14 protein-coding genes are annotated in these 15,840 nt (G+C 52.8%); 9 read left to right on the forward strand and 5 right to left on the reverse strand.

Annotation, left to right across the window (positions count from 1 at the left end):
• The first annotated feature begins 7 nt into the window (after nucleotides 1-7).
• On the forward strand, nucleotides 8-949 hold the full coding sequence (locus CHB92_RS03460; protein ID WP_089317770.1) for a pseudouridine synthase: 942 nt from the start codon (nucleotides 8-10) through the stop codon (nucleotides 947-949).
• Between the two features lie 181 nt (nucleotides 950-1,130).
• Here CHB92_RS03460 and CHB92_RS03465 read toward each other — a convergent pair whose 3' ends face one another.
• The 5 genes from CHB92_RS03465 to CHB92_RS03485 all read right to left on the reverse strand — a co-directional run bounded on the left by CHB92_RS03465 (nucleotide 1,131) and on the right by CHB92_RS03485 (nucleotide 6,485).
• Nucleotides 1,131-1,985: a pirin family protein gene (locus tag CHB92_RS03465; RefSeq protein WP_089317771.1), complete on the reverse strand. Its 855-nt coding sequence runs from the start codon at nucleotides 1,983-1,985 to the stop codon at nucleotides 1,131-1,133.
• 307 nt (nucleotides 1,986-2,292) lie between these two features.
• Nucleotides 2,293-3,183 (reverse strand): cysteine synthase CysM, encoded by an 891-nt coding sequence (cysM, locus tag CHB92_RS03470; protein ID WP_089317772.1) that lies wholly within the window; start codon nucleotides 3,181-3,183, stop codon nucleotides 2,293-2,295.
• A gap of 221 nt (nucleotides 3,184-3,404) precedes the next feature.
• Nucleotides 3,405-4,085, reverse strand: coding sequence for a type 1 glutamine amidotransferase domain-containing protein (locus tag CHB92_RS03475; protein ID WP_089317773.1), 681 nt, complete (start codon nucleotides 4,083-4,085; stop codon nucleotides 3,405-3,407).
• A 211-nt stretch (nucleotides 4,086-4,296) separates the two neighbouring features.
• Entirely contained in the window at nucleotides 4,297-5,616 is a 1,320-nt protein-coding gene (locus tag CHB92_RS03480) for a PQQ-dependent sugar dehydrogenase (RefSeq protein ID WP_089317774.1), read from the reverse strand.
• 32 nt (nucleotides 5,617-5,648) lie between these two features.
• Nucleotides 5,649-6,485 carry an oxidoreductase gene (locus CHB92_RS03485; protein WP_089317775.1) on the reverse strand — a complete coding sequence of 279 codons (837 nt, stop codon included), beginning with the start codon at nucleotides 6,483-6,485 and terminating at the stop codon, nucleotides 5,649-5,651.
• Between the two features lie 158 nt (nucleotides 6,486-6,643).
• Between CHB92_RS03485 and dinB the strand changes: the two genes are divergently transcribed.
• From dinB to CHB92_RS03525, 8 genes are all read left to right on the forward strand, one after another.
• The gene (gene dinB / locus CHB92_RS03490; RefSeq protein ID WP_258178985.1) at nucleotides 6,644-7,723 is read left to right on the forward strand and encodes a DNA polymerase IV; all 1,080 of its coding nucleotides are present in this window, start codon (nucleotides 6,644-6,646) and stop codon (nucleotides 7,721-7,723) included.
• Nucleotides 7,724-7,932: 209 nt separating this feature from the next.
• Complete coding sequence (locus tag CHB92_RS03495) at nucleotides 7,933-8,781, forward strand: hypothetical protein (RefSeq protein ID WP_089317776.1); 849 nt, start codon at nucleotides 7,933-7,935, stop codon at nucleotides 8,779-8,781.
• 70 nt (nucleotides 8,782-8,851) lie between these two features.
• On the forward strand, nucleotides 8,852-9,214 hold the full coding sequence (locus tag CHB92_RS03500; RefSeq protein ID WP_089317777.1) for a hypothetical protein: 363 nt from the start codon (nucleotides 8,852-8,854) through the stop codon (nucleotides 9,212-9,214).
• A gap of 123 nt (nucleotides 9,215-9,337) precedes the next feature.
• Nucleotides 9,338-9,991 carry a DedA family protein gene (locus CHB92_RS03505; protein ID WP_089317888.1) on the forward strand — a complete coding sequence of 218 codons (654 nt, stop codon included), beginning with the start codon at nucleotides 9,338-9,340 and terminating at the stop codon, nucleotides 9,989-9,991.
• A 26-nt stretch (nucleotides 9,992-10,017) separates the two neighbouring features.
• Nucleotides 10,018-11,955, forward strand: coding sequence for a KUP/HAK/KT family potassium transporter (locus CHB92_RS03510; RefSeq protein WP_089317778.1), 1,938 nt, complete (start codon nucleotides 10,018-10,020; stop codon nucleotides 11,953-11,955).
• 77 nt (nucleotides 11,956-12,032) lie between these two features.
• A complete protein-coding gene (locus CHB92_RS03515) occupies nucleotides 12,033-13,790 on the forward strand; it encodes an amino acid permease (protein WP_089317779.1) in 1,758 nt (585 codons plus the stop codon).
• A 19-nt stretch (nucleotides 13,791-13,809) separates the two neighbouring features.
• Nucleotides 13,810-14,163 carry a hypothetical protein gene (locus CHB92_RS03520; protein ID WP_089317780.1) on the forward strand — a complete coding sequence of 118 codons (354 nt, stop codon included), beginning with the start codon at nucleotides 13,810-13,812 and terminating at the stop codon, nucleotides 14,161-14,163.
• A gap of 135 nt (nucleotides 14,164-14,298) precedes the next feature.
• A complete protein-coding gene (locus CHB92_RS03525) occupies nucleotides 14,299-15,792 on the forward strand; it encodes an amino acid permease (protein WP_089317781.1) in 1,494 nt (497 codons plus the stop codon).
• Nucleotides 15,793-15,840: the final 48 nt, after the last annotated feature.

The following is a 15,840-nucleotide window of genomic DNA, read 5'->3' on the forward strand; positions in this document are numbered from 1 at the left end:
AGATAACATGGAACCAAAGCGATTAAATAAGTTTATCAGTGACTCCGGTTTCTGCTCCAGAAGGGAGGCGGACAAGTTAATAGAAGAAGAACGGGTAACAGTAAACGGCAAGCTACCTGAGCCGGGCACGAAAGTGACTACCAAAGACAAGGTTAGAATAGATGACCAGCTGTTGAACGTGCGCGAAGAAGCGCCAGTGTTCCTGCTGCTCAACAAGCCTTCCGGTATGTCGGCCACGGCTGACATGGGTGTGCGGGATAATGTGGTGCGCGCAATCAACCATACAGCTACGCTGCAGCCCATCGGGTTCCTTGAAAGAGACTCCGAAGGGGTGCTCTTCTTAAGCAACGACACCGACCTGGTACGCCGCTTAACCAAAGCCGACAACAAGTTCGAGAAAGAGTACATTGTAACGGTAGACAAGCTGATCAGCTCTGATTTTATTGCGAAACTGATTGGGGGAGAAGACACAGAAGAAGGAGAAAAAACACAGAAGACTTTCATTGCCAAGGAAGGCTCTACCCGCTTTCGTATCATCCTGAAGCCCGGCACAAATCATAACATCAAAATGCTCTGTGAGCGGCTGGGTTACAACGTAGTACACCTGCAACGCATTCGCATCGAAAGCTTTACCCTGGCAAAGCTCCCCCCTGGCCACTGGCGCGCCTTAACACCAGCAGAGGTTGACAAATTGCGAACTGTAGCGAGCAGTGCCGTAAAAAATAAAGTAAGCGGCTTCAGCGAAGATTACCGCTCGTACAGCAGCGGTCCTGGGAAACGCATCGGCAAGAGCCGGCCGGCCGGGGCACCAAAAGGCGGACCAGGCAGGAAAGCAGGAAGGGCTGGGACTGGTTCCGGTACTACCCGCAGCACAAGAAGCGGTAGTAGAACCGGTACGGGCAGAGGTTCCTCCGGACCGAAGGGTACAGGCAGACGCGGAGGCCGCTAAGTCCTCTTACAACAAACAAAAGCCGCAGTTGCCATGGCAGCTGCGGCTTTTGTTATCCCTTCCCCATGGCTTGGTGTTAGCAGGACAACCTGTCGGGACAAAGAACAGGCGGGGGTATTTAAAAGAAAAGAGTAGAGCTGTTTCCAACTCCACTCCTGCCTTATTTCTCACATTCCTTCGCTTAGCCTTCCCATCTACCCATTTTACCAAGTTGGTAATCGCGGAAAGCCTCCTGTATTTCCTGTTCGGTGTTCATCACAAAAGGACCATGCGATACGACGGGTTCATTAAACGGCTGCGCATGGCCAAAAAGGATATAGCTGTTCTCCTGTGCTTCTACCTCTATCTTCTCCCCTTCATTCGCAAACTCAACTAAGGTCAGTTTTTCGGCTGTTTCCCCGTTAACTTTCACAGTTCCGCGCACCACGTAGAAGAAGATGTTGCGCTCAGCAGCAATACTTGCTGTAAGGCGCCCTCCCCCTTGCAGTTCGATACTCGTCATATGGATGTCACTTAAGGACGGGATAGGTCCTTTGATATCGCCCCAGTTACCGGAGATAACATTTACCTTCACTTTGCCATCGTCCTCTTTTGCCGTGGGAATCTGGTCTTTCTGTAGGCCAACGTACTTTGGTGCCGTCATCTTATACTTGGCTGGCAGGTTAAACCACAGCTGCAAAATCTCCAGCGGTCCGCCTTCCTTCTTAAACTTCTCCGAAGAGACCTCTGCATGAATGAGCCCGCTTCCCGCTGTCATCCACTGCACGCCTCCTGCTTCGATCACATCTTTGCCGCCGCCTGTGTCCTGGTGCATGATATCGCCATCCAAAATAAACGTCAGGGTCTCAAAACCACGGTGCGGGTGCGGCCCGAATGGTAGCCCCCGGTTTCCCGGTTTGTACACTTGCGGGCCGTGGTGATTCAGGAACAGGAAGGGGTCAATGTATTCTACTTCGCGCGTAGGCATGGCCCGATAGGTTACCAGATCATCCATGGGCGCATAAGCTGCTTTGTGCTTTTTCTTTATCTTTCTCACAGTTTGTTCTTTTATTGTCTCTTTATTAATGTAGGTACATATAAAACTACGAAGCTCCTTTAAGGTTTACAAGCTGCCATAGCCGATTGCTCAAACTTACAGAAGATTCAAGCAGCTCTGTAGTTTGGGCCTACCTCTTAATTTACTGCATTCTAAAGTTTAGGATTCAACTCTTAAAGCGATAACGAACGAATGCAGTGAAAGGGGCGGGACAGTAGGCTTCTTAAATGTAAAAAGGCACTTACCACTGTTTTCAAGTGACAAGTGCCTATTCCGCTAGCGGCGCAGCAATTCAGCCGCAGTCCTTTTACTTTTCTTCGGCAAAAAGGTCGGATGACAGGTAACGGTCTCCCCTATCGCAGATAATGCACACCACCACGCCTTCCTCCAGGTTTTCGATCAGCTTGGTGGCCACATGCACAGCCCCGCCACTACTCATCCCGGCAAATACGCCTTCTTCCCGGGCCAGCCTTCTGGTCATGGCCGTTGCCTCTTCCTGCGATACGTCGATTGTCCGGTCTACGCGCTCCGGCTCAAAGATCTTGGGCAAGTACTCTTTCGGCCAGCGGCGGATGCCGGGTATCTGCGAGCCTTCCACTGGCTGTGCGCCCACGATCTGTACCTGGCTGTTCTGCTCTTTTAAATAACGCGATACCCCCATGATAGTACCCGTGGTCCCCATAGAAGACACGAAATGCGTTACCTGCTGATGGGTGTCCCGCCAGATCTCTGGTCCTGTGCTATGGTAATGGGCCATGTAGTTATCCGGGTTAGCGAACTGGTTGAGCATCAGATAGCCCCCCTGCGCTACTTTGTCGTGCACATAGTCAATGGCTCCTTCCATAGACTTTTCTGCCGGTGTAAGGGTTACCCTGGCTCCATAGGCTTCCATCGTCAGCACGCGCTCCTGGGTGGCATTGGCGGGCATTACCAGCTCAATTTCAACTCCAAACAGGCGTGCAATCATGGCCAGGGCAATGCCGGTATTGCCGCTGGTAGCCTCTATCAGTTTAATGCCCGGCTTGAGGTCGCCCCGGTCCAGGGCCCCTTTTATCATGCCATAGGCAGCACGGTCTTTCACGCTCCCGCCCGGGTTATTACCTTCCAGCTTGGCGTACAATTTTACGCCAGGTTTGGTGTTTATATGTGTCAGCTCTACTAAGGGTGTATTGCCAATAAAGTCAAGTAAAGTAGCCATTATACGCTTGCTGTATGATCTATTTTGAATTTATTAACCGCAAAAGTAAGCTTATTGTTAGAGAAGACCTGCTTTTGGCGGCGAAAGGTGTTATGGTGGCAAAAAGTAAGCCCTGTTTTTCCAGTCTAAGCGTTTTAACTACGCCCTTGCTTACTTAACATAAATAACCCACCAGAAACAACTCGGTCCCTGATGGGTTATATCTGCCTTTTGCTGTTGCTTTACTTTTGTAGTAGGCTGAGTAGCTCCTTTGCAGCCCCCTCTGAGGAGGCGGGGTTCTGCCCTGTAATCAGCATCCCATCGCGCACCACGTGCGGATGCCAGTCCGCCACATGGGAGTACTCTCCGCCAAGGGCTATTAGCTTTTCTTGTACCAGGAAAGGAACTACCTCGGTCAGGTCGACTGCCTCTTCTTCTGTATTTGTAAAGCCGGTCACTTTCTTACCTTTCACCAGCGGCTCCCCATTAGGGGCTTTTACATCGGCAAACACGGCAGGAGCATGGCAAACGGCAGCAATGGGTTTGTTCTGCTTCGCGAAATCCTCTATTAACCTGATGGAATCATTGTCGTTTGTCAGATCCCACAGCGGCCCATGGCCCCCGGGGTAGAACACGCCATCGTAGTCCTCTGCCTTTACCTCGCTCAGTTTTTTTGTGTTTCGCAACCGCTCCTGCAGCGCCTTGTCCTCGTCGAAGCGCTTGGTTGCCTCGGTCGCAGCCCCCGGGGCCTGGCTGCTTGGATCAATCGGCGGCGTGCCTCCTGCCGGCGATGCCAGGGTAACCTCTACCCCTGCATCCGCTAGCACATAATAGGGAGCAGCGAACTCCTCCACCCAAAAGCCCGTCTTCTTTCCTGTAGCACCTAGTTCTCCGTGAGATGTTAAAACAAATAATACTTTCATAGTTGATATGGTTTTAGATCTTATACCTCCTATACCCTTTTTCAGGGTAAAAGGATAAATAAATGCGACACCAGCAACTGATCTAAAAGAAGCCTTTACGCTTCAGGGATTTACGTCCTGACCCATCAAAGCAAAACAACAAGGGGACAGGCATTACCGCCTGTCCCCTATATGCTTATTTAACTGCTATCACCTAAAACTCTTTAAAGTCTCACCTTTGTGCAGCTACCCGCCAGATGGTATTCCCCTCGTCATCTGCCACCAGCAGGGATCCGTCTGGCAATTCGGCTACCCCCACAGGGCGCCCGTACACCTCGCTCTCTTCCGCATTGGCAATAAAGCCCGTCAGAAAGTCCTCGGGCTCACCGGAGGGGCGCCCGTTCTGGAAAGGGACAAAAACGACCTTATAGCCTACAAAGTTCTCGCGGTTCCAGGAGCCATGCTCCCCCACAAAGGCGCCGTTTTTATACTTTGCCGGAAAAGCATCCCCCTCGTAAAAGGCAAGGCCAAGGGCTGCCACATGCGAGCCAAGCGGCACATCCGGCACGATCGTCTGCTGCACCAAATCGGGCCGCTCCCCTACCCGGCGGGGATCGATGTTGGAGCCATAGTAGGCAAAAGGCCACCCATAAAAGGCTCCTTCCTTTACCCCTGTTATGTAATCCGGCACCAACTCATTGCCTAAGCCGTCACGCTCGTTCACGGCTGTCCAGAGCGTACTGGTCCCCGGAGCCCAGTCCATGCCTACGGGGTTGCGGAGGCCGCTGGCATAGATGCGTTCTCCTGTGCCATCCGGGTTTATCTCCAGGATATTGGCCCTGCGCTTTTCTTCGTCCATGCCGTACTCTCCCACGTTACTGGCAGAACCCACCGATACGTAGATCTTAGAACTGTCTGCATTCGTAATGAGGTTGCGCGTCCAGTGGTGGTTGTAGCCTCCCGCCGGCAGGTCCAGTATCTTCTCGCCCGGTCCTGTTATCTTTGTCTGGCCCTTTTTATAAGGAAAGCGCACGACTCCATCTGTGTTGGCCACATAAAAGTATCCATCGAGCACCAACATCCCAAAGGGTTGATTTAAACCGGTTAAAAAGGTTTCGGTTACTTCCGGGTCCCCGTCCTGGTCTGTGTCGCGGAACAGCTTAATACGGTTGGCACTCTTGCCCTCGTCGTTCGACTCCACCACAAACACGTCCTTATTCGGCGCTACATAAATCCAGCGGGGATGCTCCAAGCCGTCCGCATATTTAGTAACGGTAAAGCCCGCGGGGGCTTGCGGTGTTCTGCCTTCGGGCCAGCCAATGGTTTCGCTGAACTTCTCCCCTTCAAAGGTCGAATCTGGTGCCGGAAGATAGAGCCTCCCGATAGCGGTCTCTACCGTGTCTGCATCTGGCTCGTAGTTGAGCGGGGTTTCGGCTTTTGCCTCGCTCACAGCATTCTCATCGCTCACCACCTGTTGCACTTTACTACACCCCCAAAGGGCGGTGCCGGCTAGCAAAGCAAGCAGAGGCGTCTTGTTAAGTATTGATTTCATATTAGTTGGTTTAAAGGTACAAGAACTCATCTTTAATCTGTAAAGGAGGTAGGACCGGCTTTGGCTTCCCAGGCACGCAAATCCTGTGCTACCTGTTCCAGCTTAGCACGTACGGCGTCTATGGCGTACTGTCCTAAGGGTAAGCGCAAGGGCGGGTTGTCCGCGTTTACCACATCAATGATCACACGGGCGGCCTTCAGCGGGTCGCCTTCCTGTTCCCCGTTTTGGGCACTCATCCTGCGTTTAAAAGCACCGGCTGTACCGGCATAGGCTTCCATTTCTACGGTAGCATGCTTGATGCTGGAGCCACCAAAGTTAGTTCGGAAAGGACCTGGCTCTACAATGGTTACCTTTATGTTGAAGGGTGCCACTTCCATGGCCAGGGCTTCGCTCATCCCTTCCAGCGCAAACTTACTGGCATTGTACACGCTGAAGCCCGGAGAGGAACGGAAGCCGGCAATGGAGGACATCTGAATGATATGCCCGCCCCCCTGCTCCCGCATATAAGGCAACAGGCGCTGTGTCACCTGCAAGGCCCCGAAGAAGTTGGTTTCCATGTTATCCCGGTAGGCTGCGACCGGTGCCTCCTCTACAGCGCCCACATACCCAAAGCCTGCGTTGTTCACCAGCACATCTATTCTTCCCATCAGCTTACAAGCAGCTTCTGTTGTGGCCTTTACCCCTTCTGCGTTTGTTACATCCATCAGGTAGGCAAAGGTGTTGCCCGGCGATATGGCGTTAAACTCCTCAAGCTGCCTTACCTGTCGGACGGTGCCTATCACCTTATCCCCTAGTTTAGCGACTTCCTCCGCCAGCTTACGGCCAAAACCACTCGATACGCCTGTTATAAACCACACTCTTTCTGCCATATTACTCTTGTTTTTTTAGGATTACTTCTGCTTCAGAGTTTATACGGTGACTTAACGGGATGGTCGTGTTGCTTCTGACTACGCTCTAATAAGCTGTACTCGATCCTGCCATTTGCTGTACTTATTTGTAACTTGCCTGCCGATCAACGCTTAACCGTTTGAGCTTACCGCCCCGCAAGATCATACACGTGGACATGGACGCTTTTTTTGCCTCCGTGGAGCAGCGCGATAACCCTGCATTACGCGGAAAGCCTGTTGCTGTGGGAGGTTCCAGGGAAAGAGGCGTGGTGGCGGCAGCCAGTTACGAGGCCCGGAAATTTGGGGTCCATTCGGCCCTCTCCTCCAAAATTGCGGCACAGCGCTGCCCGCAGCTTATCTTTGTGAAGCCGCGCTTTGAGGTGTATAGTGCCGTATCGCGACAAATCCGGGAGATCTTTCATTCCTACACAGACCTGGTAGAGCCCCTCTCGCTGGACGAGGCTTACCTTGACGTAACAGAGAACAAGATCGGAATGCCCTCAGCCAGCATCATCGCCAAAGAGATCAAACAGCGTATTTGGGAAGAAACAGGCCTGACAGCCTCGGCTGGGGTATCCTTCAATAAGTTTCTGGCCAAGATCGGATCAGACATGAACAAGCCAAATGGCTTTACGTTGATCACGCCCGACATGGCCGAGGAGCTGGTAGCCGGGCTGATGATAGAGAAGTTTCATGGTATCGGGAAAGTAACAGCGGCCAAAATGCAGGGAATGGGCATCGTGACGGGGGCTGACCTGCGGGAACGGCCAGAGGACGAGTTGGTGCGCAACTTCGGCAAAGTGGGGCGCTACTACTACCGCATCGCACGTGCTCAGGACGACCGGGAAGTACAGCCGCACCGCATCCGGAAGTCGATTGGCTCGGAGCGCACCTTCGATGTAGACCTGACCGAAGAGCAGGACATGCTCGAGCGCCTGGAAGAGCTGGCAAAAGAGGTAAGCATAGACATGGCCCGCCTGCAGGCTACTGCCAAAACCGTTACTCTCAAAATCAAGTACTTTGACTTTACCCAGAATACCCGCAGCAAGACTTTCCTGAGTGAGTTCAGTTCGGCAGATGCCATCTATACGATTGCGCGTGACCTGCTGCGCACGCCCCAGCTTCCGCACCAGCCCGTACGCCTGCTCGGCATCACCGCTTCCTCCCTGCTCTACCAGCACGACAAAATGGAGGGCTACCAACTGACCCTCGATCTCTGACCTTTCGTACGGGCATCGTACTTAGCTCCTCCTATACCCCTCAGTTTTGCCCCTTCTTACATTAACAGTTCCTCTTTAGACAAATGAGGCTAAATATACTTTTGCCAGCATGTTAAACAGTAACACACTGTTCCCTATACCCGGTCTCAAAATAGCTCTTTCTATCAATCAGAAAATACTTAAATTCGCCCCGGCTTACACCCTTTGCTATGCGTAACCTGTCTCTGCTGTTTTCCTTGTCTGTGCTGTTGCTGCTGAGCTGTAACAAGCCCTCTAAAATCACGGCCTCCGCTCCTCCTACAGACCATGAGGTGCTGGAGGAACCGCTGCCCCCCAAGGCAGGCAAACCCGCTACTGCAGCAGATGAAGATTACCACAGCCTTACCCTGGATACCACGGGCCTTTCTCCTGAGCCCAACACACCGGTGCAGCTCTTGCTGGAAGGCACGTTCCATAAGCAGGAAGTATGGCAAGGAGCAGAGAGACAGGAATGGCTGGGCTTGTTTTATGAGAATGGGAAATACGAGTTACGCCCTACGAAACTGAAAGTGCATGTGGTAGAGGACCCCACTGCCGATTCAGCTGGGGTGATTTCTGGCAGAGAGGTAATAGGCATAGCCCCGCATGTCGCCTTCTTTATACGGGGGCTCCAAGCAAAGGCCGGCGCAGTAGACTCTGCCTCCTTTAGCAAAACCACGGTGGCAGCCAACAAAGCCATTCCCTATACTTTTAAAGGACAGGACTACCTGATTAAAGCATACGGAGACAGCATACAGGAGGCAGACATGGAGTATGCGTACCGAAACTACGGCTGGAAAGTGGTGGGCCGAAAGCGTGGCAAGCAGATCGAGCAGGTATTGGCTGAAGATGAAAGCTTTGACGACTCTATCTATGTATTGCTGTGGGCCGGCGACCTGGACCGTGATGGCATACCGGACCTGCTGCTGGACCTGTCGAACCATTACAATGTATCGCGCTATACCCTCTTTCTCTCCTCCATGGCCGAGCGGGGAAAGCTGTATAAAAAGGTGGCCATGTTCGAAACGATAGGATGCTAACCCCCGCCTTTAAAAATATTCTTAGGCTCAAGTATTGCTTTAAATTGTACAAGGCTACACCTTTGCTACGATGAGAACAATAGCTGTGCTTTTGCTGAAGAAACTGAGCCTGTACCTGGCTGTTTTGCTCTGCGGAGTACTGGCTATCTCTGTAGGTACAACGGTCACGGCCGCCCCCTTCCCTACTCCTGTTGCGCAGGAAAACTTACACAGCGCAGACGAGGACACGCCCCCTTTTACCCTGATGGCAGGGGAAATGACTTCAGGAGGTTCTGAAGTCATGCTGCAGCTGGACAAGGCGCTGTTCATGGCACTTATAGCCACTGTGCTGCAGCAACTCTACGCTAACTCCGCTGCAACAGAGGCAATCCCTGCTTACCCCTACTTTAAACGCAACTGCGGCCTATACACCGTCCTGACCCAAGGTCCGTAACCTTCTCCTTTTCCCCCTCCCACAACTCTTTCCGGAGTTGTACCGATGCCCTGTGCCCTTTAAGTGAAGCGGAACAGCGGTCCTTTATCCTTTTTTTACATTTTTTACCCGCAAGGGCAGTATATGGAGCTATTACAGCACCTGTTCGACTTTATTTTGCACGTAGACCTCCACCTGGTAGAGTTGCTACGGCAGTACCAAACCTGGATTTACCTGATCCTGTTCCTGATCATCTTTTGTGAGACGGGCTTGGTTGTAACCCCCTTCCTGCCCGGCGACTCCCTGCTGTTTGCGTTGGGTGCCCTGGCGGCCCTGCCCTCCTCGGGCCTGAATGTCCTGCTCCTGATGGCTTTGCTCATTACAGCCGCCATCCTGGGCGATTCCTTTAATTACCTGACGGGCAGTAAGCTCGGGGGCCGGCTTTACCACAAGGACTACTGGTTTTTGCGGCAAGCGCATTTACAACAGGCAGAGCGCTTTTATGCCCGCTATGGGGGGCGAACCATTATCTATGCCCGCTTTATGCCGATTGTGCGCACCTTCGCCCCTTTTGTGGCGGGCATGAGCAAAATGGACTACAGCCGCTTTCTCTACTTCAACATTCTGGGTGCCTTGCTGTGGGTTGTATTTTTCGTGATGATCGGTTACCTCTTCGGGAATATGCCGCTTGTGAAGCACAATTTCTCGCTCTTGGTATTGGGCATCATCGGCGTCTCCATGCTTCCCCCTGTCCTCAATGTGCTGAAGCAGCGCCTGAGAGTACGCAAGCAGGCCTAGCCTTTCCTGTTTAGTTTTTACAAAGGATGAAACTTCAAACAAAAGCCAGCGCCGTAACCACGGCGGGCTTGCTGATCTCGCTCGGCATCATTTATGGCGATATCGGTACTTCGCCGCTGTACGTGATGAAGGCCATTATCGGAGATGCGCCTATTTCCCAAGCCCTGGTTTATGGCGGCATTTCCTGTGTTTTCTGGACACTGACACTCCAGACAACCGTTAAATATGTATTACTCACGCTGCAAGCGGATAACAATGGCGAAGGCGGGGTCTTCTCGCTTTATACGCTGATCAGGCGTAAGGCACCCTGGCTTATCGTTCCGGCCATGCTGGGAGGTGCCGCGTTGCTGGCCGATGGCATTATTACCCCGCCTATCTCTGTTTCCTCGGCAATTGAGGGCCTACGGATCCTGTACCCGGACATTCCCACTGTGCCCATCGTGCTGGCCATCCTCACGGCTTTGTTCCTGATGCAGAGTTTCGGAACGGAGATCGTGGGGAAAGCCTTTGGCCCCATTATGTTGCTGTGGTTTGTAATGTTAGGCTCACTGGGCGCTGTTTCGGTTGCACATCACCCGGAGATCCTCAAGGCCTTAAGTCCCTACTATGCGTACAACCTGTTGGCCCATTACCCGAGAGGGTTTTGGCTCTTGGGGGCTGTGTTTCTGTGCACGACAGGAGCCGAGGCACTTTACTCTGACCTGGGGCACTGCGGTAGACCAAACATACGGCTCAGCTGGCTTTTCGTGAAGACCTGTCTGCTGTTAAACTACTTGGGGCAAGGTGCCTGGTTGATGACAAAAGAAGGTAGCCTGCTGCAAGAGAACCCCTTCTATGGCATCATGCCTGCCTGGTTTGTCCTTCCGGGTATTGCCATTGCCACTGTTGCCGCTATCATAGCCAGCCAGGCGCTTATATCAGGTTCTTTTACGCTGATCAGCGAAGCCATTCGCCTTAACCTATGGCCAAGGGTGAGACTGGTATATCCCAGCAACCAGAAGGGGCAGTTGTATGTGCCTAGTATCAACTGGCTTTTATGGGTGGGCTGTGTGGGTGTGGTGTTGTACTTCCGGGAGTCGGAGCACATGGAAGCCGCCTACGGGTTGGCCATTACCATGGCCATGCTCTCTACCACTATCCTGATGAGCTATTACCTCTATACAAAGTGCAGGTCCATGACACTAGTATCCTTGTTCTTAACTATTTATATTTCCATAGAAGGAGCTTTTCTAGTCGCAAACTTAAGTAAGTTCCCACATGGAGGCTGGGTCTCGCTGCTTATTGCCGGGGCCCTGCTGGCAATCATGTACATCTGGCTCAACGCCTTTCATATAAAGCGGCGACTCACAGAGTATGTGCGGCTAAAGGACTACCTGCCCGCTTTGAAAGAGTTGAGCGCAGACGAAACAATACCGAAGTACGCCACCCACCTGGTGTTTATGACGAGTGCATCAAGTACAAAGGAGATCGAGTCGAAAGTGATCTACTCTATCTTTCAGAAACGCCCCAAGCGTACTGACATCTACTGGTTCGTGCACGTGGATATCTCGGATGAGCCTTATACAACGGAGTACAAAGTGTGCAAGATCGCGGAAGGAGACGTTATCCGCATCGACTTTACCCTCGGCTTCCGGGTGGAACAGCGCATCAACCTGTTTTTCCGGAAAGTAGTGGAAGAGCTTGTTGCCAACGGAGAAGTTGACATCACGAGCCGTTACCCGTCCCTGAACAGGCAGCACCTCATCGGCGACTTCCGCTTCGTGGTACTGGAGAAGTTCCTATCCTTCGAGAATGACCTACCGTTCCGGGAGCGTCTCATCATGGAATGGTACTTCAACATCAAGCGTTACGCTAGCTCGGAAAGCAAGTGGTTTGGTTTGGACAGCAGTTCAGTGAAAATAGAGAAAGTGCCGCTGATTATACTGCCTGCTGCTCTACCACAACTTAAACGTGTGCCTGCTTAAATTGTGGATGACAGGGCCCTTTCACTTTAACGTATACACAATACCAAAACCAACAGATGGCTGTATGACAGCCGGTTATGCGAAAGCTGTTTCAAAATTTATCCCGCCGAAAAAGTGCCACGGCACTGCTGGCTGACTACGAAAGGGATGGCAACATCCATGGAACTGATCTGGTGCGCACGCTCCGCCTGAAAGACCTGGTTTCCTTTGGCATCGCCGCCATCATTGGGGCAGGTATCTTCAGCACCATTGGCAATGCCAGTGCGGCTGGTGGCCCGGGTGTGTCGCTCCTGTTTATTTTTACCGCTATCGCCTGTGGCTTTTCAGCCCTGTGCTACGCCCAGTTTGCCTCCACCATTCCAGTGTCCGGCAGCGCCTATACCTATGCCTATGCTTCCTTCGGCGAGTTAGTAGCCTGGATCATTGGCTGGGACCTGTTGATGGAATACGCCATCGGAAACATTGCCGTAGCTATTTCCTGGTCAGACTATTTCACGGCCGTCCTGCAGGGAGTGGGCCTGGGCATTCCGGAATACCTCACGATGGACTTTCTTAGTGCCTCCCGGGGCTATGATGCTGCTTTGAAACTGCTGGCTCAGGGGCAAACCATGTCCCAGTTACCAGGTAACATGCAGGAGGCCTTCCTTGCCTGGCAGCAGGCTCCCAGCATCGGCGGCATAAAGCTGGTGGCGGATGTGCCTGCCTTAGGTATTACAGTCCTCATCACCTACCTCGTGTACATTGGCATTAAGGAGTCGAAGCGCACTGCCAACTTCCTGGTGCTGCTCAAGCTGCTCGTTATCCTGCTGGTGATTACGGTAGGTGCTTTATACGTAAGCCCGACCAACTGGACCCCTTTTGCCCCAAACGGCCTGGCAGGCATCATGAAAGGCGTTTCGGCAGTTTTTTTTGCCTACATTGGCTTTGACGCCATCTCTACAACCGCCGAAGAGTGTGAGAACCCTCAGCGCGACCTGCCCCGCGCCATGATCTTCGCCCTGGTCATCTGTACGGTACTGTACGTGATTCTCGCGCTTATCCTCACCGGGATGGTTCCTTTTCAGGAATTGGCCGTGGGTGATCCCCTGGCTTATGTGTTCTCCCGGGTAAACCTGGATGTCATTGCCGGGATTGTGGCTGTCAGTGCCATTGTGGCCATGGCCAGCGTGCTGCTGGTGTTCCAGTACGGGCAGCCCCGCATCTGGATGACCATGAGCCGCGATGGTTTATTGCCTGGTATTTTCTCTCGTATTCACCCAAAGTACAGAACCCCTTCCTTCGCTACGCTAGTGACGGGTTTTGTCGTGGCGGTGCCGGCCCTGTTCATGAACCTGACGGAGGTAACGGACCTGACCAGCATCGGGACGCTGTTTGCCTTCGTACTGGTGTGCGGCGGTATTCTGCTGCTGGAGGAAAAGCAGAAGGTAGCCACGGCGGCGCATAAGGGCTTCCGGGTGCCTTACATAAACGGAAAATACACGTTACCTCTTCTTGTGCTGCTTGGCGCTGTGCTCCTGTTTGTCTATAACAGGCCGGAGTTGAGTGCTTTCTTTAGTTTAGAAGGTGGTTGGGGAGCCATACAGCACAAACTCCCGATGCTGGGTTTCCTGCTGGTTACGACTGTGCTCACCGTCCTGACCGTTACCCGCAACCTGTCGCTGATCCCCGTACTGGGTCTGCTCACAAACCTTTACCTGATGACGGAACTGGGCATCACGAACTGGAGTCGGTTCCTGGCCTGGCTGATGCTGGGTTTAATCATCTACTTTGCCTATGGTTACCGCAACAGCAAGCTGCATAAACCGGAGGCAACTGCTACGATACACGCCCCTTAATCCAAGAAGCCTTTATAGTTTGAAACAGACGAAAGGTATATGCCACTTACTGCTCCTACTGCTGTGGGCAGCCCTGCTATGCCTTTCTGTTTCTTTAAGAGCGCACCGGGAGCCGTACCTGGTGCAGCAACCTAAGGAAAAAACAGCAACAGCAGAAATTAGCCAGGAGACGGGCGATTCTTTTGTTGCTTGGCTGGAGGAAGCTGGCCCACAGCTTGTGCCTCCCCCCATCAAACCGGCTCTTCCTGCCCTCATCCTGTCGCTTGGCCTTCTTTTTCGGATCTGCACAGGCAAATGCACAAAGCCACGTGAAGCGATACGGGCCAGCGCTACCCTGTCGGAACGATTCAGGATACTCCCCAATGCTCCCTAGGCAATGGTTCTTCATGGCATTTTCTAAGTTCTCTTGCTAAGACGTCTGGCAGCAAAACAGCTCATGCCCTTTGTCCTCTTGCAACAGGCACTTACAGGAACATCATCAAAAACCATTACCTAAACGAACCATTTTATGGCTAAAAATATTTTTGCGACTAAGTCTGTCGATAAGTTAATCAGCGAGTCGGAGAGCGGTGAGCATGGGCTGAAACGCACCCTTACCGCCTCTAACCTCACGTTACTGGGTGTTGGCGCCATTATCGGCGCGGGCATCTTTGTTCTCACCGGCACCGCTGCTGCCAACGCGGCTGGCCCCGCCATTGTCATTTCCTTTCTTATTGCCGGGCTGGGCTGCTTGTTTGCAGGCCTTTGCTATGCCGAGTTTGCCTCCATGATCCCCATTGCCGGGAGTGCCTATACCTATGGCTATGCCACGCTGGGCGAGTTCATTGCCTGGATCATTGGCTGGGACCTAATACTGGAGTACCTGTTTGGCGCTGCCACGGTGGCTGTAGGCTGGAGCGGCAACTTCGTAAGCCTGTTAAAATCACTGGGCATTACAGTGCCCGCCGCCATTGCCGCCGCCCCTCTCGCCTATGACGGCAGCTCTTTTACCGCTACAGGTGCGGTTATTAACCTGCCTGCCATCATCCTGATTCTGGTGATGACGGCCCTGTTGGTCGTGGGAATACAGGAGTCAGCCCGCTTCAACAACCTCATCGTGTTTGTGAAAGTAGCCATCGTGCTGCTGGTGATCGGCTTTGGTTTTCAGTATGTGGATGCGGCGAACTGGGAGCCTTTTATCCCCGCCAAGGAAATCCTGACCGATGGTAGCACACGCTATGGCTGGCAAGGCGTAGTGGCCGGAGCGGCCATTGTTTTCTTTTCTTATATCGGTTTCGATGCGGTAAGTACTGCCGCACAGGAGGCGAAAAACCCGCAGCGCGACATGCCGATCGGGATGCTGGCCTCTTTAGGTGTTTGCACTTTGCTGTACGTGCTGATGTCGCTGGTGCTGACGGGTATGGTGTCGTTTAAAACCCTGAACGTTCCGGATCCGGTACTGGTAGCCCTGCAGGCCGCTGGCCCGGGCTTGAAATGGCTTTACTTCTTAACAGGCGTTGGCGCTGTGGCCGGCCTGGCTTCCGTGGTGCTGGTGATGCTGATGGGACAACCGCGCATCTTCTTTGCCATGAGCCGCGACGGTTTGCTGCCGGCCATGTTCGGCAAGGTGCACCCGCGCTTCAACACGCCATACGTCACCACCGTACTCACCGGGCTGGTTGCCGCCGTAGTGGCGGGAATTTTCCCAATCGGTTTACTGGGCGAGTTGGTCAGCATCGGGACTCTGCTGGCCTTTGTGATCGTCTGCGCGGGCATTATCATGCTGCGCCGCACGAACCCCGAGCTCAAACGCCCTTTTAAAACGCCTTTTGTACCGCTGGTTCCCCTCCTGGGCATTGCTATTTGTGGGTACATGATGCTAAACCTTGGTTTTGATACCTGGCTGCGCCTCATCGTATGGATGGCTGTAGGCATCGGGATTTACTTTCTGTACGGTCGTAAGCACAGCAAGCTACAAAAAGATGCCGCTGCCCCACCACAGCAAAAAGAGTTAGTTAGTTAATTGTTTGTTAACTAAACGCCGCCCCGCTGGGGCGGCGTTTCTTATTCA

Source organism: Pontibacter ummariensis, from assembly GCF_900188175.1.
Classification (GTDB): Bacteria; Bacteroidota; Bacteroidia; order Cytophagales; family Hymenobacteraceae; genus Pontibacter; species Pontibacter ummariensis.